Annotated in this window: 13 protein-coding genes; 10 read left to right on the top strand and 3 right to left on the bottom strand. The window is 38.1% G+C overall.

Annotated features, from left to right (window positions below):
• Nucleotides 1-20: 20 nt before the first annotated feature.
• Nucleotides 21-1,052, bottom strand: coding sequence for a quinone-dependent dihydroorotate dehydrogenase (locus tag G521_RS0111690; protein WP_026898708.1), 1,032 nt, complete (start codon nt 1,050-1,052; stop codon nt 21-23).
• Nucleotides 1,053-1,234: 182 nt separating this feature from the next.
• On the opposite strand from G521_RS0111690, the gene G521_RS0111685 reads away from it, so the two are divergent.
• The 7 genes from G521_RS0111685 to G521_RS0111655 all read left to right on the top strand — a co-directional run bounded on the left by G521_RS0111685 (nt 1,235) and on the right by G521_RS0111655 (nt 11,054).
• The gene (locus G521_RS0111685) at nt 1,235-2,323 is read left to right on the top strand and encodes an efflux RND transporter periplasmic adaptor subunit (protein ID WP_026898707.1); all 1,089 of its coding nucleotides are present in this window, start codon (nt 1,235-1,237) and stop codon (nt 2,321-2,323) included.
• A 45-nt stretch (nt 2,324-2,368) separates the two neighbouring features.
• Complete coding sequence (locus G521_RS0111680) at nt 2,369-3,586, top strand: ABC transporter permease (protein WP_245580863.1); 1,218 nt, start codon at nt 2,369-2,371, stop codon at nt 3,584-3,586.
• A complete protein-coding gene (locus G521_RS0111675; RefSeq protein WP_026898705.1) occupies nt 3,587-4,267 on the top strand; it encodes an ABC transporter ATP-binding protein in 681 nt (226 codons plus the stop codon).
• 60 nt (nt 4,268-4,327) lie between these two features.
• Complete coding sequence (locus G521_RS0111670; protein ID WP_036679145.1) at nt 4,328-7,024, top strand: alpha-L-rhamnosidase-related protein; 2,697 nt, start codon at nt 4,328-4,330, stop codon at nt 7,022-7,024.
• A 105-nt stretch (nt 7,025-7,129) separates the two neighbouring features.
• Entirely contained in the window at nt 7,130-9,049 is a 1,920-nt protein-coding gene (locus G521_RS0111665) for an ABC-F family ATP-binding cassette domain-containing protein (protein ID WP_026898703.1), read from the top strand.
• Between the two features lie 114 nt (nt 9,050-9,163).
• Nucleotides 9,164-10,468: a type IX secretion system plug protein gene (locus tag G521_RS0111660; RefSeq protein WP_026898702.1), complete on the top strand. Its 1,305-nt coding sequence runs from the start codon at nt 9,164-9,166 to the stop codon at nt 10,466-10,468.
• A gap of 67 nt (nt 10,469-10,535) precedes the next feature.
• A complete protein-coding gene (locus G521_RS0111655) occupies nt 10,536-11,054 on the top strand; it encodes an acyl-CoA thioesterase (RefSeq protein ID WP_026898701.1) in 519 nt (172 codons plus the stop codon).
• Between the two features lie 273 nt (nt 11,055-11,327).
• Here G521_RS0111655 and G521_RS0111650 read toward each other — a convergent pair whose 3' ends face one another.
• Both G521_RS0111650 and G521_RS0111645 read right to left on the bottom strand, forming a co-directional pair.
• The gene (locus tag G521_RS0111650) at nt 11,328-11,732 is read right to left on the bottom strand and encodes an EVE domain-containing protein (RefSeq protein ID WP_026898700.1); all 405 of its coding nucleotides are present in this window, start codon (nt 11,730-11,732) and stop codon (nt 11,328-11,330) included.
• A 66-nt stretch (nt 11,733-11,798) separates the two neighbouring features.
• Nucleotides 11,799-12,086: a hypothetical protein gene (locus G521_RS0111645; protein ID WP_026898699.1), complete on the bottom strand. Its 288-nt coding sequence runs from the start codon at nt 12,084-12,086 to the stop codon at nt 11,799-11,801.
• 229 nt (nt 12,087-12,315) lie between these two features.
• On the opposite strand from G521_RS0111645, the gene G521_RS0111640 reads away from it, so the two are divergent.
• The 3 genes from G521_RS0111640 (at nt 12,316) to G521_RS0111630 (ending at nt 19,796) form a co-directional block, all read left to right on the top strand.
• Nucleotides 12,316-14,886 (top strand): phosphoenolpyruvate carboxylase, encoded by a 2,571-nt coding sequence (locus G521_RS0111640; protein WP_026898698.1) that lies wholly within the window; start codon nt 12,316-12,318, stop codon nt 14,884-14,886.
• A gap of 85 nt (nt 14,887-14,971) precedes the next feature.
• Entirely contained in the window at nt 14,972-16,363 is a 1,392-nt protein-coding gene (locus G521_RS0111635; RefSeq protein WP_026898697.1) for an APC family permease, read from the top strand.
• A gap of 229 nt (nt 16,364-16,592) precedes the next feature.
• Complete coding sequence (locus G521_RS0111630; protein WP_026898696.1) at nt 16,593-19,796, top strand: SusC/RagA family TonB-linked outer membrane protein; 3,204 nt, start codon at nt 16,593-16,595, stop codon at nt 19,794-19,796.
• Nucleotides 19,797-19,804 lie beyond the last annotated feature (8 nt).

The raw sequence follows: 19,804 nt of genomic DNA, 5'->3' as shown, positions 1-19,804 counted from the left end.
TCACAAATATCAATTGGCAATTACCTGTTTATTTTCAGCAAATGCTGATTAATCCGCTTGACTAATCCCGGTCCTTCGTATATAAAACCTGTATATAATTGAATCAAAGATGCTCCGGCTTCGAGTTTTTCGAGGGCATCTTTGGGAGAGTGAATTCCTCCCACTCCTATAATAACAAAAGACTTTTTAGATTTTTCTGACAGATAACGAATCACCTCCGTGGATCTTTGTGTTAAAGGCTTTCCGCTCAATCCACCGGTTTGTGATTTTAAAGAATCAGAAGATTTTAAATTCTCTCTGGAAATGGTGGTATTGGTAGCAATTACACCCGCAATTTTCGTTTCCTGCACTATTTCGACAATATCATCCAGCTGCGAATTCGTTAAATCTGGTGCAATTTTTAACAGGATGGGACGTGAAACATCATTCTTTTTATTTCTCTGCTGAAGCGTGTTTAGAATATTTTTCAATGGTTCTTTTTCCTGAAGCTCCCGAAGGCCCGGCGTATTTGGCGAACTTACATTTACTACAAAATAATCTACAACATCAAACAAGCGGTCGAAACATTTAATATAATCGCTTACAGCATCCTCGTTAGGTGTATTCTTGTTTTTTCCGATGTTTCCACCGATGATCAATCCCTTTCGGTTCAGTCGGCTTAAACGGTCAGCAACCACATCAACGCCCTGATTATTAAAACCCATGCGGTTAATAAGTGCTTCATCCGCCGGAAGGCGAAACATTCTTGGTTTTTCATTACCGGGCTGAGGTAAAGGTGTAACGGTTCCAATCTCTATAAAGCCAAAGCCAAATTCGGCAAGCTCTTCAACCAGATCCGCATTTTTATCAAAACCTGCCGCCAAGCCAACAGGGTTTTTAAATTTCAGTCCCAAAACTTCCCTTTCTAAGCGTGAATCTTGTACCTGAAAAGTATTTTTCAACAGGGATTTTACGCCCCAGATCCGGTTTGCTGCCCGTAACCCGCCGGTAACAAAATGATGTATATTTTCCGGATCGTACTGAAATAATATGGGTTTTATGAGCTGATACATTCGGCAAATATAACACGATTAGCTGATAGGATTTACGTATTAATGATAAAGTCCTGCCTTGAGATTAGAAAATATTTAAATTAAATTTTAACAGGATTATGCATTTATCTCTTCCGCTACTCTCCGGATAAATGTGATCTGCCTCATTAATTGCAACAGGCTTATTTGTTACTTTTGTTTAGATGAAAAACTGGATAATCATTATTTCCCTAACCTTTATGTGGATGGGATGTAAAAACAATCAGCCACGAAGTAAAGCCAGAATCAGTTCAATTACTGAATCTGTTTATGCATCAGGCATAGTAAAAGCCCAGAAACAATACAATGTTTTTGCAACCGTAAACGGTATTCTCAGAGAAATTTATGTAACAGAAGGAGACCGGGTAAAAAAGGGCGATCCTCTTTTTTTAATTGAAAATCAAAGCACTTCATTAAATACTGATAACGCCCGTCTTGCACTTGAACTATCGGCACAAAACGCAAAATCAAATTCAAACCGCCTTAGAGAACTGGAAGTAGCCGTAAGCCTTGCAAAAGAGAAATTACAAAATGATTCTATTATGTATTTCAGGCAAAAAACTTTATGGAGCCAGAATGTTGGAACCAAAGTAGATTTGGAACAGCGACAATTAGCATACAGATCATCCGGAACAAATTATATTTCGGCTTTAAGCCGATACCGGCAGGCTAAAAGTCAATTAAATACGGAATATCAGCAGGCTAAAAATAATTTGAAAATCAGTAAGGATATTGAGAGTAATTATATTATACGCAGTGAAACGGATGGCCTGGTGTATGATATATTAAAAGAACAGGGAGAATTAATTACCACGCAAGGTCCAATAGCCGTTTTAGGTAAATCAGAGAATTTTATTCTGGAGCTTCAGGTAGATGAATATGATATTGTAAAAACACGCATCAAACAAAAAGTGCTGGTATCAATGGATAGCTATAAAGGCAAAATTTTCAATGCCGAAATCAGTAAAATATACCCGATTATGAATGAGCGTTCACGCACGTTTACGGTAGAGGCCATATTTACAGATCAGCCGGCAGAATTATATCCAAATTTAACTTTGGAGGCTAACATCATTATTCAAACCAAACAAAATGCTTTAGTTATACCGCGGGAATACCTGATAGACGATCAGTTTGTATTTACAGACGAGGATAAAAAAATAAAGTCGAAGGTTAAAACCGGCCTTATGGATTATAAATATGTAGAGATACAAAGCGGATTAGACAGCAATCAATATGTGTATAAGCCCTAAAATATGCAGTGGCATTTGATTTTTAATATCTCAAAAACTCTTCTTTTGGCAAGGCTGCGCCAATCTGTAATTGCGGCAGTAGGCGTTACCTTCGGGATAACCATGTTTATTACGCTTGTTAGTTTTATGACGGGTTTAAATAAATTACTCGATGGCTTGATCCTGAATCGTACTCCTCATATCAGGCTTTACAATGAAATAAAGCCTTCAGAAAATCAGCCGGTCAATTTATCCCTTGATTACGCAGATCATATCAATATGATCCGTTCGGTAAAACCGAAAGAACGGCCTCTGGAAATTTATAATAGCCAGGCCATTATGCGCAGTTTAAAAGAAGATGACCGTGTTTTAGGTGTTGCGCCCAAAATTACAGCACAGGTATTTTTTAATGTTGGCGCAATAGATCTCAACGGAATTATTAACGGAATAGATGTGCTGGTCGAAGATCAGTTATTCTACTTTGGTGATTACGTAACTAAGGGCAATCTGCGTGATTTGCAAACTGTAAATAACAGTATTATACTGGGCAAAGGCGCCGCCGAAAAAATGCTGGTTGATATTGGCGATGTGATACAGGTTACAACAGCCCGGGGTGAACGTCTTTCTTTAAAAGTAGTAGGAATTTTTCAACTGGGGATTGCTGATGTGGACAATGTGCAAAGTTATGCTTCCATTCAAACTACCCAGAAATTGCTTGGAGAATCGAATAACTACATCACCGATATACATATTAAACTTAAAAATCTGGATCTGGCTCCGGCCATGGCTCCGGAATATAAAAAGCTTTACGGAACCGATGCCATTGATCTTCAAACCTTTAATGCACAGTTTGAAACAGGTACTTCTATCAGAAATATCATTACCTATGCAGTAAGCATCACCTTGCTTATTGTTGCGGGTTTTGGCATTTACAATATTCTGAATATGATGATTTATGAAAAAATGGATTCTATAGCTATTTTAAAAGCAACTGGTTTTTCCGGTAAAGATGTTAAATGGATCTTCATCAGTATTTCACTCATTATTGGAATAAGCGGAGGCACATTCGGTCTTATTTTCGGATACATCTTTTCTTCCATTATCAATCAAATTCCCTTCGAAACGGCGGCTTTACCAACGGTTAAAACATTTCCGATAAATTTTAATGTCTTTTATTATTTAATTGGGATTGTATTTGCCCTCATTACTACCTATGTAGCAGGGTTTTTCCCCGCTAAAAAAGCAAGCCAGGTTGATCCGGTAGAAATAATAAGAGGGAAATAAATGGAAAAGCTGATACTCGAAACCAATAAAATCAATAAGTATTTCCATGATCCGGTAACCAACCAGGTTTTAAAGGAGGTTAGCTTCTCCATGAAACAGCGTGAATTTGTTTCCGTTGTTGGAAAATCAGGCTGTGGCAAATCAACCCTTTTGTATATTCTGTCAACCATGGATACCGAATATGAGGGTGACCTAATTTTAGATGGTGTATCTATGCAGGGAAAATCCGATGAGGAATTATCCAGGGTACGAAATGAAAAAATTGGCTTTGTATTCCAGTTTCATTATCTGCTCCCCGAGTTTAGTGTATTGCAAAACGTGATGATGCCCGGCTTAAAATTGGCAAAGCATTCTGCTCAGGAAGTAGAATCAAATGCAATAGACCGTTTAAAAAGCCTTGGAATAGATCATCTGGCTGCCAAACGGGCAAGTCAGATTTCGGGTGGTGAAAAGCAGCGGGTAGCCATCGCCCGTGCACTGATAAACAATCCCCTAATAATAATGGGAGATGAACCTACCGGGAATTTAGATCATAAAAATTCCGACATCGTTTTTGATATATTCCACCAGTTGGCGGAAGAAACAGGTCAATCTCTTTTAATAGTTACTCATGATCATGATTTTGCATCCAGAACCGACCGTATTATTGAAATGGATGACGGACGCATAGTAAATCATTAACTGATCAGCACCAAAATCGTTGCAGAAAATTGTAAATTAACGTATTGTAAGACCTTTTAAATGAAATATCCTTTTGCTATATCTCTTTTAATCCTTGCAGGATTATTTTCAGTAAATTTTTGCAAAGCACAGCAAATGGAAAAACCCATCTGGCAAACTTCAGAATATTCGGTATTTAAAGGCCGTATCGTACAAAATAAATTTGTTGGAAAAGCACTTTCTGCAACTGAACTTGTTTCCAATTATCAAAGTCCGGCGAATGAATTTCAAAGCAATAAAATCACTTTTAAATTCAGCATCAATGGGTATGATAATGAAATGGCCTCGGGAACAGATCATGAATTTATCATCACACCGGGCATTACACAAACACCGGTTATTAAATTCGGTCAGCAGCTGAAAGTTAAAAAATCAAACGAAAACAGCGCTTTTCTGAAACCCGACAGTAAGTTAAAAATCAGGCTGGATATGTCTGAAGTAAATAATTCCTTTAAAAGCACGGGGTTTTACACGACGATAAACGGAAATAAAATTTTTAAGGAAGATTTTAAAGGTGTATTTATTGCAGGCGGAACTGCCCCTCTTACCTGGGATTTCGACAATCTGGGTCAGCATCATGAGCTGGAATTAAATGATAACAATGCGGATGGAATTTATGAAATCACCTTAACTTTTAATGCGCAGAAAGATCAGAAACATACCGGCAATTCATGGAAAAAACATTTAAATACTTCTGCCTTTCCTCAATATAAATCAGACTTTTTACTGGCTGACGCCATTTATAATATGAGTCTCGAAGAAATGGTGAAAGCCATTGAACCGGATAGCACCTTCCGTACCGGTAAAGAATGGGCTGGAGTGTGGACACGGGATATTAGTTACAGCATTATTCTGTCGATGGCGCATTTACAACCCAAAGTGGCCATGAAAAGCCTCATGCGAAAAGTTAACAGCAATCTGCGGATTATACAGGATACAGGTACCGGCGGAGCATATCCTGTTTCTACAGACCGCATGATCTGGGCAGTAGCAGCATGGGAAATCTACAAAGTTACAGGTGATCAGAACTGGCTTCAAAACGCATACAGAATCATCAGAAATTCAATTGAAGATGATCTGTTAAATGCATACAATCCAGAAACAGGAATGGTGCGGGGAGAATCCTCATTTCTAGACTGGCGTGAACAAACATATCCCAAATGGATGCAACCAGCTGACATTTTTCAAAGTGAAAACCTGGGAACTAATGCAGTGCATTTTCAGGCCAATAAAGTACTTTCAGAAATGGCTTTCATACTAAAACAGCAGGAAGTATCTATTAAACATCGCAAAATAGCAGAACGGATTCAATTGGGTATTAACCAGAAATTATGGATGAGTGATAAAGGTTATTATGCCCAGTTCCTTTATGGCCGTCATGCAGCCATCATATCTCCACGTTCAGAAGCATTGGGAGAAGCTCTTACTTTATTATTTGATATCGCCGATTCGCTTAAACAGAATTTAATCATTGAAAAAACTCCAGTAACTGCTTTTGGTATTTCCTGCATTTTTCCGCAGATACCCAATATTCCTCCCTACCATAATAACGGAGTATGGCCCTTTGTGCAATCATATTGGGCTTTGGCGTCGGCTAAAGCCAATAACCAAAAAAGTGTAATGGAATCAATTAGCGCTGTTTACCGTCCTGCAGCCTTATTTTTAACCAATAAAGAAAATTTTGTTGCTGATAACGGAGATTTTGCAGGCACGCAGATTAACTCAAGCAATATGCTTTGGAGCCTTTCGGGAAGTTTAGGCCTGATTCATAAACTCATTTTCGGAATTCATTTTAATCCGGATGGTTTGGAATTTAAACCTTTTGTACCCGACCTTTTAAAAGGCGAACGCAGTTTAACAAATTTTAAATACCGTAATGCAGTGCTGGATATTGAGATGGAAGGATCAGGAAACAAAATAAAATCATTTTCACTGGACGGAAAAAATCAGGAACGGGCATTCATCAGCACAAACCTGAAAGGGAGGCATTCTATAAAAATAGTTTTAGAAAATAATTTACTTCCGGAAGGAGAAATAAATAAAGTAGCAAATTATGTTTCCCCTGCTGCTCCTCAATCAAATTATTCTGCCGGAACATTCTGGTGGAACGCTGTTGAAAACGCTGATAGATATCTGGTATTAAAAAACGGAATATTTACAGACAGTACCACTAAAACATCTTTTAAAGTTTCTGAAAAGGAGCATTCCGAATATCAGATAATCGCGGTAGATAAAAACGGTGTTCAGTCGTTTGCAAGCGAACCTATATTGGTAGCCAATAAAAATCTCATCAGTATTTACGAAGCCGAAGGTTTTTCAGCAAAAGCTGATAAACCTTACAAAGGATTCTCGGGATTAGGTTTTACTGAGATCAGTAAGAGTAAAAATACCGCGATAAATTTCCCGATAACCATCAGCCAGACGGGCTTATATGCCATCGATTTCCAGTATGCCAATGGCAACGGACCAATTAACACCAATAATAAATGTGCCATCAGGACATTAATAGATAAAGACAGATTTCTTGGAACAATTGTATTTCCTCAACGGGGAAATGAGGAATGGAGTAATTGGGGATACAGCAATTCTGTTAAAGTCCGCCTGAAAAAAGGCAAACATACACTGCGGCTTAATTTTGAACCCGCAAATGAAAACATGAATCTGGAAGTGAATCAGGCTATGCTTGATCATATGCGGATAATAAAACTGATAGATTAGAAAATTAAAAATTCTAAATACGATTCTGCTTTATAAAAAACGCGGCAAAAATTCGAAAATCTTAAATCAGAAAACGTAATTCAAAATCCGTACTTTTGCGGCCAAATGATTGCGATAAATAACCTCACGTTCGAGATTGGTGCAAGGGCATTATACGACGAAGCGAACTGGCACATAAAACCCGGAGAAAAAATTGGCCTTATAGGCGCTAACGGAACCGGTAAAACCACACTTTTAAAAATTATTGTTGGAGATTATGCTCCAACCCGCGGAACAATTTCTATGGCTAAGGACCTTAAAATGGGTTACCTGAACCAGGATTTGCTTTCGTACCAGTCTGATAAAAGTATTTTGCATGTGGCCATGGAAGCTTTCGAGCGCCAGAATCAGCTGCATACCGAAATTGAAGCCATCCTTAAAAAATTAGAAACAGAATATTCTGACGAACTAATTAACAAGCTTAGTGACAAGCAGCATGAATTTGAAGCTTTAGATGGCTATAGTATTGAATACCGGGCGCATGAGATTATGGCAGGTCTGGGATTCAGCGAAGCGGATACCCACCGTACTTTATCAGAATTTTCGGGAGGATGGCGGATGCGTGTAATGCTTGCCCGTATCTTACTTCAAAATCCGGACATTCTTTTGCTGGATGAGCCTACCAACCACCTTGATTTACCTTCTATTAAATGGCTCGAAACTTATTTGCAGGCTTTTGAAGGTGCCATTATCATTGTTTCTCACGATAGATATTTCCTGGATCGGGTAGTTAAAAAGATTGTAGAATCCCGTAAAGGAAAACTAATACCATATGCCGGTAACTATACATTTTATGTAGAAGAAAAAGGATTAAGAAGCGAAATCCAAAGCGGACAGTTTAAAAACCAGCAGGCCAAAATAAAACAGGAAGAGAAATTAATTGAACGTTTCAGGGCAAAAGCGAGTAAAGCTAAAATGGCCCAGTCGCGGATTAAGGCTTTAGATAAAATGGAGCGAGTGGAGGATGTTGACAATGATAATCCGGAAGTAAACTTCAGTTTTAAATTCAGCAAGCCATCCGGCCGTCATGTGATTCGTATTGAAGATCTAACCAAATTTTACCCTGGCGTTCCTATTCTTAAAAATGCAACTGCCACAATAGAAAAAGGCGATAAGATTGCTTTAATTGGTGCCAATGGTCGCGGTAAATCTACTTTATTGAGAATTATTGCCGGTGCTGATACTAATTTTGAGGGAATGTGTGAGACCGGTCATAACGTTACACAAACATTCTTTGCCCAGCATCAGCTGGAAGCACTTCACATGGATAACGAAATCATCCGTGAATTGCAGGCTTTTGCCCCAAAGCATTCAGAAACTGAACTCCGCTCAATTTTAGGTTGCTTTTTATTTACCGGAGATGATGTATTTAAAAAGATCAAAGTTTTATCCGGAGGAGAAAAGTCGCGTGTTGCCCTGGCAAAAGCATTAACATCCGATGCCAACTTCCTGGTTCTGGATGAGCCTACAAATCACCTGGATATTGCTTCAGTAAACATCCTGATCCAATCTATTCAGCAATATGAAGGAACATGCATTATTGTATCTCACGATAGGTATATGCTGGATAATGTGGCAAATAAGATCTGGTTTATTGAAGATCAGGAGATTAAAGAATATCCGGGAACCTATGCTGAATATGAAGTTTGGAACTCTAAACGGGTATATGTTCCTAAAAAAATAGAAGAAACTCCTAAAAAAGAAGAGAAAAAGGCTGAGGTAAAACCAAAAGTTGTTACCGAGGATAAAAATAAAGAGCTGAAAAAGTTAAATCAAACACTTCAAAAACTTGAAGAGGAAATTGCTGAACAGGAGAAAGAGGTAAAAGCTGCAGAAGCCGAACTGGCTAAAGAAGAAATTTACAGCGATGCTGAAAAACTTTCTGAAGCTAATCGCCGGTATCAGCAATTAAGTCCGCGTTTATTGAAAGCTCAAGCCGAATGGGAACGACTGGCGGAAGAAATTATGGAACTGGAAGAGAAATAATCTCTTGGAGAAACCGTTAAATTTATCTTTTAAAATTATTTTAAAGCACAATCAGTAGATTGTGCTTTCATTTTATCTAGCTGTTTGTAATTGAGCTGTTTATTAAGCCTGCGTATGAAAAATATTTTGTCGTTTATATTGGTGATTAGCTTTATTTCATGTTCAGCGCAGAAAAAACTCCGCAAAAATCAGGAAGTCAATAGCACCCCTGATCAGATTATCCGTTTTGAGGATTATACTTATATTCCTCAAATCAAGACTGTTGAATTTTACAACCGGGTTAAAGAACAATCCATTCCTGTTTACAATTTAGGGAGCAGCGAAGATCTGGTTTTAGGCTTTGACGATTTACGGGCCGGAAGCCGGAATATATCTTATTCTATTGAGCATTTTGATTCGGAATGGAAAAGCAGCCGCCTCTCTCCTATTGATTATCTGGAAAGCTTTTCAGAAGATCGAATCAATGACTACCGTTTATCTTTTAATACGCTTCAAAAATACACCCATTATGAAATGAATATTCCTAATCTGAGTATCAAACCTAAAATTTCGGGTAATTATTTACTGAAGGTTTATGAGGATAATGATCCGCGAAAATTGCTCATTACACGAAGATTTTTTGTTGTGAACTCCCAGGTAAGCATCGGTGCCGAATTAACTCGGTCGGCAACGGTATCTGAGCGGGATGAAAAGCAGAAAATTAATTTTTCAGTAAATCATCCTCAGGTTAATATTTCAAATCCATACCTGGATGTTAAAGTACTGGTTCTTCAAAACGGAAGGTTTGATAATTCACAAACTACTGCACGACCTACGTTTGTACGTCCAAATCAGCTGGTTTATAATGATGTAAGGAGTTTTGATTTTTATGGAGGCAATGAGTTCAGAAGATTTGATACCCGCAGCTTAAGATTTCAGTCTGATCGGATCTCAAAAATTAATAAGGATACATTAAACACCATTTATTTACTTGCTGACGGGGAGATGAACCGGACCAGCTATAGTTTTTTCTTTGATGAGAACGGTGCGTTTTTTATTCGAAATCAGGAAGGCAGGGATAGCCGCACCGATGCCGATTATGCATGGATTCATTTTTCTCTGGCTGCTAAAAGGCCTTCCAATACGGGAAATGCTTACGTTGTGGGGGCGTTCAACAATTATCGCTTAACTGAAGACAATAAATTAGTGTATGACGATACCCGAAAACGGTTTTATGGAAAACAGTATTTGAAGCAAGGCGTATATGATTATCAGTATGTATGGGCCGAAGAAAATTCAGAAACCAGAGATGATCAGGTATTTAACGGTTCTCACTTTGAAACTGAAAACAATTATCAAATATTTTTCTATTACCGTAAACCGGGTTCGAGATGGGAAGAACTGCTTGGATTTACACAGCTCAACTCCGTTCGCCGATAGATAGCTCATATTAATCTTTGCTCTTTTATTCCGCGTTTCATCTTTCAAAACTTACCTTTGCGGCGTTATGGCATTAATTAAGAAAAAACCAAAAGACTCATTTACAATTATGAATGAGCTAGTTCTCCCCAATGATACCAATACTCTGAATAATTTGATGGGTGGTCGGCTTTTACACTGGATGGATATTGCAGCAGGCATTTCTGCTCAAAAACATTGCAACCGGATTGTAGTAACAGCTTCTGTAGATAATGTTTCATTTCATCATCCAATTAAACTTGGAGACGTAGTAACCATAGAAGCGCAGGTTAGCAGGGCATTTAACACTTCTTTAGAAGTAAGGCTGGACGTTTGGGCAGAGAATATTCCTTCCGGAGCTCGTGTGAAATCTAATGATGCGTATTATACTTTCGTGGCGGTAGATCAGAGCGGTCGCACCATTCCGGTGCCTGAGTTATCCCCGGAAACAGACGAAGAACAAGTGCTATTTGACGGAGCTCTTCGCCGCAGGCAGTTGCGGTTAATTTTAGGCGGTAAAATGCATCCGGATGACGCAACAGAATTAAAGGCTTTATTCTTTAAATAATTAATTAGCAGGAATATCCAGTTGCAGGATTTTCAATGTAATACAAATAGAATTTTATCCTGAAATTTTGGCAATGCTTTAATACAGCGTATTAACGGGAATTTTATTGCAAAGAAGGTTTTAAAGCTGGTTTTTACGTGAAGCCAGTTTTAAAGGCCCAAAAGGGCTACTTCTTTTGAGAATTTAAAGATTTCAACTTTTAACTTTTAAAAAGCTACTGAACGACTGCAGATAAAAGGCGATTTAAACTCACAACTTAATTATCTAAATCGATTAGCTGCCAAGCTCAATAATCCTGTCAAACTCTTCTGGCTTTAGTGACATAACAGATAAGCGGCCCTGCCGAACAAGACCAATATCTTTTAAAAATTCGTCAGCTTTAACCTGTTCTAATGTTACCGGTTTTTTCAATTTTTGAACGGGAATAAGATCTACTACCACCCAATTTTTATCTTCAGTAGTCGGATCCTGGTAAAACTCTTTAACTACTTTAGCAATTCCCACAACTTCTTTTCCTTCATTACTATGATAAAATAGAAGTAAATCGCCTTCTTTCATCAATTTAAGATTATTCCTGGCCTGATAATTTCGTACACCATCCCAAAAGGTACGGCCATCTTCATTAAACTTATCCCAACTGTATTTATGAGGTTCACTTTTTACCAGCCAATAATTCATAATGCTTAAAAACAATTAAGGCGCAATATTGCGGAATTATAGACGAAGGCACAAGTATTTTCATATTTAATGTAACTCGGATTCTATTTCCATTTCAGGATTACCAATATATTTGGCGTACCATCTGATAGCTTCGATAATTAAACCCGGCTCTTCATAATTATAATTTATAGTCTCAAACAGCAATTCCTCTCCATTATTAAGGGCATAAAACTGAATTTCATCCGGTTTAAGAACATATTGATTTTCGTTTAAACAAACAACCTTAATTCGTAAAGTACCGTCCCGGTGGAAGATTAAATCACGGCATTCATTCTCGGGATCCTTCGCCACTAAAAATATTTCATTTTCCATTTTGCAATAACATAATCGTATAAAAAAGGTTATAAAAAATGTAAAGAAGATGAATTAAAAAGTGCTACAAGTGTTAATCTGTCTTCAAACAGGTTTTTAACCAATTACAATCTTTAAAATAAAACACCATTTCTTTAACATATTTATTATAAAACTTGTCGCTTATTATAAACATCTTAATTTTGTTAGCTAACGGGTATTTTTTTTAGACCTGCAAGATTTACCTCCAATGAAACTAAGTCAGAAAGAAACCACATTCACCAACGAGGTTGTAACCCGGTTCGAACTTTACAATAGTCTGTTCCTTACACTTCCATTTTACCAGATCAAGCACACCGGAAGCCTGCTGCCCTTTTTCACTTCGCATTGCGAAGAAGGTGTAAAAAACCAGTTAGCGCCTTCAGATATTATTGAAAGCTTCTTTGGACAGTATGAGCAGTATGTTCAGACTGCCGACCGTTTTGATTTATTGTTTCGTTTTATCCAGTATATAGAAAGACAGGTCGTCCTGTTTGATGCTGTAGAGGATGCTTCATTCAATAAAACTGGTCGTGGAGAAGATACCGGATCATTACAATCTTTATTTCAGCAGGCTGCCGGTAATCCAATAATCTCTAAAAAAATCAAAAAAAAATTTAAGGATTTATCATTACGATTAGTTTTAACAGCTCATCCTACACAATTCTATCCTGGACCGGTGCTGGCAATTATTACCGACCTGATTGAAGAGTTAAAGCAAAATGATATAAATGCAATCCATCTGCTGTTAAAGCAATTGGGTAAAACCCCGTTTTTCAATAAAAACAAACCGAGTCCGGTGGATGAGGCTGTAAGTCTGGCCTGGTTCCTTGAAAATGTGTTTTACCATGCCACGGCCAGCATCCAGTCACAAATTAACAACGAGTTTGAATTTCCTGTATCCAATTCAAAACCGCTCATTGAACTTGGTTTCTGGCCAGGAGGAGATCGGGATGGAAATCCAAATGTGACGGTTGAAAGCACAAAGACTGTATCAGAGTTACTCAGAAAAGTACTCTTCCGTTGTTATTATCGCGATTTCCGAATGTTAAAAAGGCGTCTGACTTTTAGAGGGCTGGAAGATCATATGGCAGCTTTGCAAGATTTGTTTTATGAAAATAGTTTCAATGTGGTATCAGATCCCCGCGATCAGCAATCTGAGATCATAAACAATTTGGAAATTATTATACAGGTTTTGAATGAATTTCATGACGGACTATTTGTTGATAAAGTTGAAGATCTGCTGGGAAAAGTAAAATTATTTGGATGCTATTTTGCCTCCCTGGATATCCGGCAGGACAGCCGGATCCTTCGGAATGTGCATCAGTGCTGCTTACATGAAAAAGGAATAGAAATAATTAATGATTTATCAGAGCTGGAAAAAATTCAACAACTCCGTTTTGACGAAGCTGACATACACTGCTCAGATACCGAAGACTTCCTGATTAAAGATGCCCTGGACACAATCCGTCTGATCAGGCAGATCCAAAATGCCGGCGGAGAAAAATCCTGCCACCGTTTTATCATCAGCAATTGTCAGCAAGCTTCGGATATTTTACAATTAATGGAATTATTTCTCTGGAGCGGATGGAAGAAAGATCATCTTTTTATAGATTTTGTACCTCTTTTCGAAACAATTGATGATTTATCGCAGGCAGATAAAATAATGGAAAGGCTGTATACTCATCCATTTTATAAGGAGCATTTGAAACGCCGGAAGAATAAGCAAACCATCATGCTCGGCTTCTCAGACAGTTCCAAAGACGGTGGGTATTTAATGGCCAATTGGTCGATTTTAAAAGCAAAAGTTTCATTAACTGCCGTTGCCCGAAAAAACGGTATAGATCTGGCATTTTTCGATGGAAGAGGCGGCCCGCCTGCCAGAGGAGGTGGAAAAACGCACCGCTTTTATGCTTCCATGGGTAAAGATGTGGCCAATGATCATATCCAGCTAACTATTCAAGGTCAAACAATCAGCAGCCAGTATGGCTCTGTAGATAGTGCACATTATAATATGGAGCAGTTGATTAATGCGGGAATAATTTCTTCTCTGGATCAGAATAATAAAGATACGCTCACCACTGACCAGACAAAATTAATAGATAACCTTGCGAGAAGCAGCTATGCAACTTTTTTGGCTTTGAGGGAACATCCCCTGTTTTTAAAATATCTTGAAGAATTCAGTCCCCTCAAACTATTGTCGCAGATTAATATCAGCAGCAGGCCGGTAAAACGTAATGCAGATTCAGAGTTAAGGCTTGAAGATTTGCGAGCCATCAGCTTTGTAACTGCATGGAGTCAGCTAAAACAAAATATTCCCGGATATTATGGAGTAGGTACGGCATTAAAAAAAGCTAAAGATGAAGGCTCCTTTGAGGATATAAAGAAATTTTATAATGATTCCGGACAGTTTAAAACAATGATAGATAACTGCATGATGTCTATGTCTAAATCTGATTTTCGTATCACAGCATATCTGCAGGAGGATCAAAAATTCGGCAAATTCTGGAAAATGATTAAAGAAGAATTTGAACTTACCCGCAGATTACTTCTGGAAGTTTCAGATACTACAGTATTGATGGAGCAATATCCGGTAGAACGTAAATCAATCGCATTGCGTGAGAAAATTGTCATGCCGCTGGTAATTATTCAGCATTATGCATTACAACAACTTAAAAACCTAAATGAGGAAGACAGGGAAAATGGCCTGTCAGATATTTATGATAAGCTTATTATCCGGACCGTTTATGGTATTGTTAATGCCGGAAGGAACCTTGTATAATACAGTGTATTAAAAATGTGCTGACATTTAAATATAGCCTCGTATCCTGTCATTTTTTTTAGCTTAGGTTAAAAATTTCAGGATTATGAATTCAGTTTCCAAACTCAAGCAATCATTAGGTTTACGCTACGTAATTGTAGTGGTCATAGCCAACATCATAGGTTCCGGAGTTTATAAAAAGGTGGCACCCATGGCCGCCGAGTTGGATTCATCCGCATGGGTATTAATTGCCTGGGCGGTGGCTGGCTTAATAACCTTAATGGGTGCATTATGCAATGCAGAAATTGCAGGACTTCTGGCCGACACAGGGGGCGAATATGCCTATTACAAAAAAATCTACAATAAGTTTTTCGCGTTTATGTTTGGCTGGTCTTTATTTACAGTCATTCAAACAGCAGCTATTTCATCAATTGCCTATGTATTTGCGCAATCCTTGGACAGCATTGTTAATTTACCTCAGCTTTTTCCAGAACTGGCAGAAATGAGTATTGGTGGGATTTTTTATCCCTTTGCCGGATTTTCAGTAAAACTTGCAGCCATTCTCCTGATTATTATTTTAAGCTGGGTAAATACAAGAGGAATAAAAACCGGTGCGGGACTGAGCAATGCTATTTTACTTATGGTTTTTACCGGTATCGCATTGATTATTTTTTTCGGCATGAGCAGTAAGTCGGCCGAAATTTCACAAAGCATACAATTCAATCCGCTGAGTAATTCACCCGTAACTGTGAGTGCTTTGTTTACGGCAATGCTTGCAGCGTTTTGGGCTTATCAGGGTTGGTATAGCATCGGATTTATTGGAGGTGAAATAAAGGATGCAAAACGAACATTACCCAAAGGAGTTGTGATTGGTGTATTTATTGTGATAGGTATCTATCTTTTGGTTAACGCAACCTATCTCTCACTCTTATCAATCCCGGCATTAAATGAAATTTACCAATCGGGAAACCAAATTGCAGCTGTAGAAGCTGTAAGAAGTTTCTGGGGAAACCAGGGAGCCCTTTTTATTTCTGTTCTTATTTTGATTACCACACTGGGCTGTACCAACGCTTCTATTTTAACCGGTGCCCGTCCATATTATGCTATGGCCAGAGAAGGAATGTTTTTTGCTCCCGTTGCCCGATTGAATGACAAGCAAACGCCGGTTAATTCACTTACATATCAATGTGTTTGGGCATGCGTACTGGTACTTTCAGGAAGTTTTGACCAGCTTACCGATATGGTTATTTTTGCAGTCTTTGTCTATTATGGAGCTACGGCGGCAGGAGTTTTCATTTTGAGATATAAAATGCCTGATGCCGACAGACCTTATAAAGTTTGGGGCTATCCTATAGTTCCGGCAATTTTTATATTGTTTTGTGTGGCTCTGTTCCTGAATACTTTTTACACCCGGCCCCGTGAAGCAGCAATTGGTGTAGTTCTAATGCTCACCGGAATTCCAATGTACTTCTGGTTTAAAAGAAAACAGGATAAGTAACTGATTTTTGGTTTATAAGAATGATTTATTTCAATATATCCCTAATCTCAAAAGATTTCTAGATTCATAAACCATAAAGTAATTGTAAAATTTATGTAAAATTTAAATCAGTTGATAATCAACTGATTAACGATTAATTTACTTGGAAGAGAATTTTATATTTTGAAGTAACAAAATTGTTGCTCATTTTTAAAGAAACACTAATCTTTCACTAAATCAACGAATCAGTATGAAAAAACTTCTACAAAGTTCGTTTTTGCTGCTATTTATTGCCTTTCAGGCATTGGCACAGGAACGTATCGTTACCGGAACAGTTACTGCAAGGGAGGATGGTTTACCGCTTCCCGGTGTAACTATAAAAATTAAAGGCACTCAGCTGGCCACATCTACAAACTCAGATGGAAAATTTAATGTAAAGGTTCCGGCAAATGCCTCAACTTTAGTTTTTTCTTTTTTAGGATTTAAAGCTACTGAAGTATCCATTCCTTCATCAAACGTTTTAAATATTGCTTTAGAAAGTGATGCCGCTCAACTATCTGAGGTTATTGTTACAGCTTTGGGTGAAAGTCGTGAAAAGAAATCATTGGGTTATTCAGTGCAGGAAGTTAAAGGTGAAAACCTTACTGTTGCAAAATCCGTGGATGTGAGTTCTTCTTTAGCAGGTAAAATAGCCGGTGTTCAGTTACAGGGATCTCCAAGTTCCTCTTTTGATAATGCCAATATCATTATCAGAGGAATCAGCGGATTAGACTTATCTAACGCAAATCCATTATATGTTGTTGACGGTACAGTTACTGCTCAGGAAAATGTGATCATGGACAATGTGGAATCTATTTCGGTTTTAAAAGGTGCTGCTGCAACAGCTCTTTATGGAAACAGAGCCGGGGCAGGTGTGGTCATCATTACATCTAAAAAAGGCTCCCGTAGCGGAACTCCATCTATTGATGTAAATCTAAGCACCTCTATGGAGAACTTATACATTATGCCTAAATATCAGAACTCTTATGCAGGCGGATATTCTTCAAACTCAGTATCTCCGGGAACTACTTTTGACAATGAAGGTTTTTACTTATTCAAGTACAAACCTGCGGTTCATCCGGCAAGCTGGGCATCATTTGACAACCAGCGTATTATTGAATACGGAGCCGACGAAAGCTGGGGTCCGCTGATTAATGGTCAGGATTACCGTCCGTATTATTCCTGGTATCCGGGATCTGAATTTGGTCAGTTATCACCTTTAACCGCACAGCCTAATAATGTAAAAGATTTTTTTGATACAGGCAGAACATTGAACAATAGTATCGCTTTTTCAGGCGGAACAGATGCAATGGTTTACCGCTTATCTTACAATAACTTAAGCCGATCACTAACGCAGCCGGGCGCAAAACGCAACCAGCATCAGATTGGCTTAAATACTTCTTTTGATATCAGCAAAAAGCTGACTGTAATGACGGATATTGCTTACACGACCCGTAATACAAAAGGTCAGCCGCAGGAAGGATATCTTTTGAACGGATTAAACGTAGCCATGAACTTCAATCAGTGGTTTCAGCGCCAGTTAGATGTTAATCGTTTAAAGAATTACCGCAATGATGACGGATCTTTAAACTCATGGAATATTGGTGATCCAAATTCAACAGGTGATCCGGACTTATATTTACAACCACAATATTGGGATAGCCCTTATTTTGTTGTTCAGGAAAATTACGGCACAGATATCCGCAACAGAATTGTAGGAAATATGGGTTTTAAATTCAAAATCAACGATATTTTCAATGTGTCCTCATTCGTACGGATGGATTATAACAATGGAAAAGGGAATTTCAAAGTAGCTTCGGGAGGTTTACAGGAGCCGGGTTATTCAACTTACCAGCTGTTAAATAATGAGATGAATTATGAAGCCAATTTGAATTTCAAAAAAGGTTTTGGAGACATTACTATAGATGGATTTGTAGGAGGTAATATTCGTACCAATAAAGCTGATCAATTAAGAAATCAAACTACTGGAGGACTTACATTTCCAAACTACTTTGATATAGCAGGATCTGTAACAAGACCAATTACTAACAGCACATTTTCAAACAAAGAAGTAAGAAGTATTTATGGTAAAGCATCATTTGGATACAAAACCTTTTTCTATGTAGATGCTACTTTACGTAATGACTGGTCATCTGCCTTGCCTGTTGAAAATAATTCATACCTGTATCCTTCACTTTCTACCAGTTTAGTTTTCAGCGAATTGATTAGCAATTCTGCCATTAAAGATATTTTATCATTTGGTAAATTCAGAGCTGCATTCGCACAGGTTGGATCTGATCTGGATCCGTACAGAGTAGATATTGCTATTAACAACGGGTCTATTTACGGAAATAATCCTTCAGCAGAAATTGGAAATCAATTTCGTACAGGCGCTGTATTACCTTCTTTAACAAAGTCTTATGAAGTTGGTACTGAAATGCGTTTTTTCAATAACAAAATCGGATTTGATTTAGCTTATTACGTAGATAACATTACAGATCAGATCCTTGGACTGGATATTGCTCCGGCTTCAGGATTTACAACAGCACAGATTAACGCAGGAAATATTCAGCGTAAAGGCTGGGAATTAAGCATTAGCGGTTCTCCGGTAAGTAAGAAAAACTTTAGCTGGAACACATCTTTAAACTTTGCAAAAGCAGAATCAATAGTTAAAGAACTGGCAGAAGGCCTGGATACGTACTTATACAATTCCCAAAGAAACGATTTTCGTATAGAAAACCAGGTTGGTAAACCATGGGGACAAATGGTGGGTCGTATGTATAAGACTGATGCCCAGGGAAATACAGTTTATACCAGTGCGGCCGGTACGGTTGATTATACCATTAATAACAACCTCGGATCTGTAATGCCTGATTTTACAGGTGGATTTTTTAACAACCTTAAGTACAAAGGTGTAGATCTGTCATTTTCAGTAGATTTTCAGAAAGGCGGTCAATTTTATTCATTGAGTAAAATGTATGGAGACGGAACAGGCTTAACTGAAGCAACAGTAGGATTAAATGACAAGGGAAACAGCGTTCGTATGTTCCCGTCTCTGGGTGGTGGCGTTCACATTACCGGCGTGACATCAGCAGGTGCACCCCTGGATACATATATCGCGGCCAGAAGACATTTCTATACAAACAATCAGCGTGATACCAGAAATTACATTTTAAGCTCTTCATATTTAAAACTCCGTGAAGTAAGTTTAGGCTTTAATGTTCCTAAAAGCGTATTTGGAAATGTTCCGCTTAAAAACGTAAAAATAAGCGCTATAGTTAATAACGCATGGTTAATTGCTGCTCCTGCAAAAGAATTTGGTTTTGATCCATCAGAACTGGAAGAATTTGGAAGAGAAGGTGGTCAGTTAAGTTCAACAAGAACATTTGGTTTGAATTTAAAAGTTGGACTTTAATTAAGGAG

Origin of the sequence: Daejeonella oryzae DSM 19973 (assembly GCF_000422945.1) — a bacterium.
GTDB lineage: Bacteria > Bacteroidota > Bacteroidia > Sphingobacteriales > Sphingobacteriaceae > Daejeonella > Daejeonella oryzae.
Note: the sequence above shows the minus strand (reverse complement) of the source record. Positions and strands in the feature narration are given on the sequence as shown.

Bases quoted from the DNA above. Each gene is read 5' to 3' on its own strand.
- G521_RS0111690 (WP_026898708.1), bottom strand. From the start codon at position 1,052: ATGTATCAGCTCATAAAACCCATATTATTTCAGTACGATCCGGAAAAT.
- G521_RS0111685 (WP_026898707.1), top strand. From the start codon at position 1,235: ATGAAAAACTGGATAATCATTATTTCCCTAACCTTTATGTGGATGGGA.
- G521_RS0111675 (WP_026898705.1), top strand. From the start codon at position 3,587: ATGGAAAAGCTGATACTCGAAACCAATAAAATCAATAAGTATTTCCAT.
- G521_RS0111670 (WP_036679145.1), top strand. From the start codon at position 4,328: ATGAAATATCCTTTTGCTATATCTCTTTTAATCCTTGCAGGATTATTT.
- G521_RS0111665 (WP_026898703.1), top strand. From the start codon at position 7,130: ATGATTGCGATAAATAACCTCACGTTCGAGATTGGTGCAAGGGCATTA.
- G521_RS0111660 (WP_026898702.1), top strand. From the start codon at position 9,164: ATGAAAAATATTTTGTCGTTTATATTGGTGATTAGCTTTATTTCATGT.
- G521_RS0111655 (WP_026898701.1), top strand. From the start codon at position 10,536: ATGGCATTAATTAAGAAAAAACCAAAAGACTCATTTACAATTATGAAT.
- G521_RS0111650 (WP_026898700.1), bottom strand. From the start codon at position 11,732: ATGAATTATTGGCTGGTAAAAAGTGAACCTCATAAATACAGTTGGGAT.
- G521_RS0111645 (WP_026898699.1), bottom strand. From the start codon at position 12,086: ATGGAAAATGAAATATTTTTAGTGGCGAAGGATCCCGAGAATGAATGC.
- G521_RS0111640 (WP_026898698.1), top strand. From the start codon at position 12,316: ATGAAACTAAGTCAGAAAGAAACCACATTCACCAACGAGGTTGTAACC.
- G521_RS0111635 (WP_026898697.1), top strand. From the start codon at position 14,972: ATGAATTCAGTTTCCAAACTCAAGCAATCATTAGGTTTACGCTACGTA.
- G521_RS0111630 (WP_026898696.1), top strand. From the start codon at position 16,593: ATGAAAAAACTTCTACAAAGTTCGTTTTTGCTGCTATTTATTGCCTTT.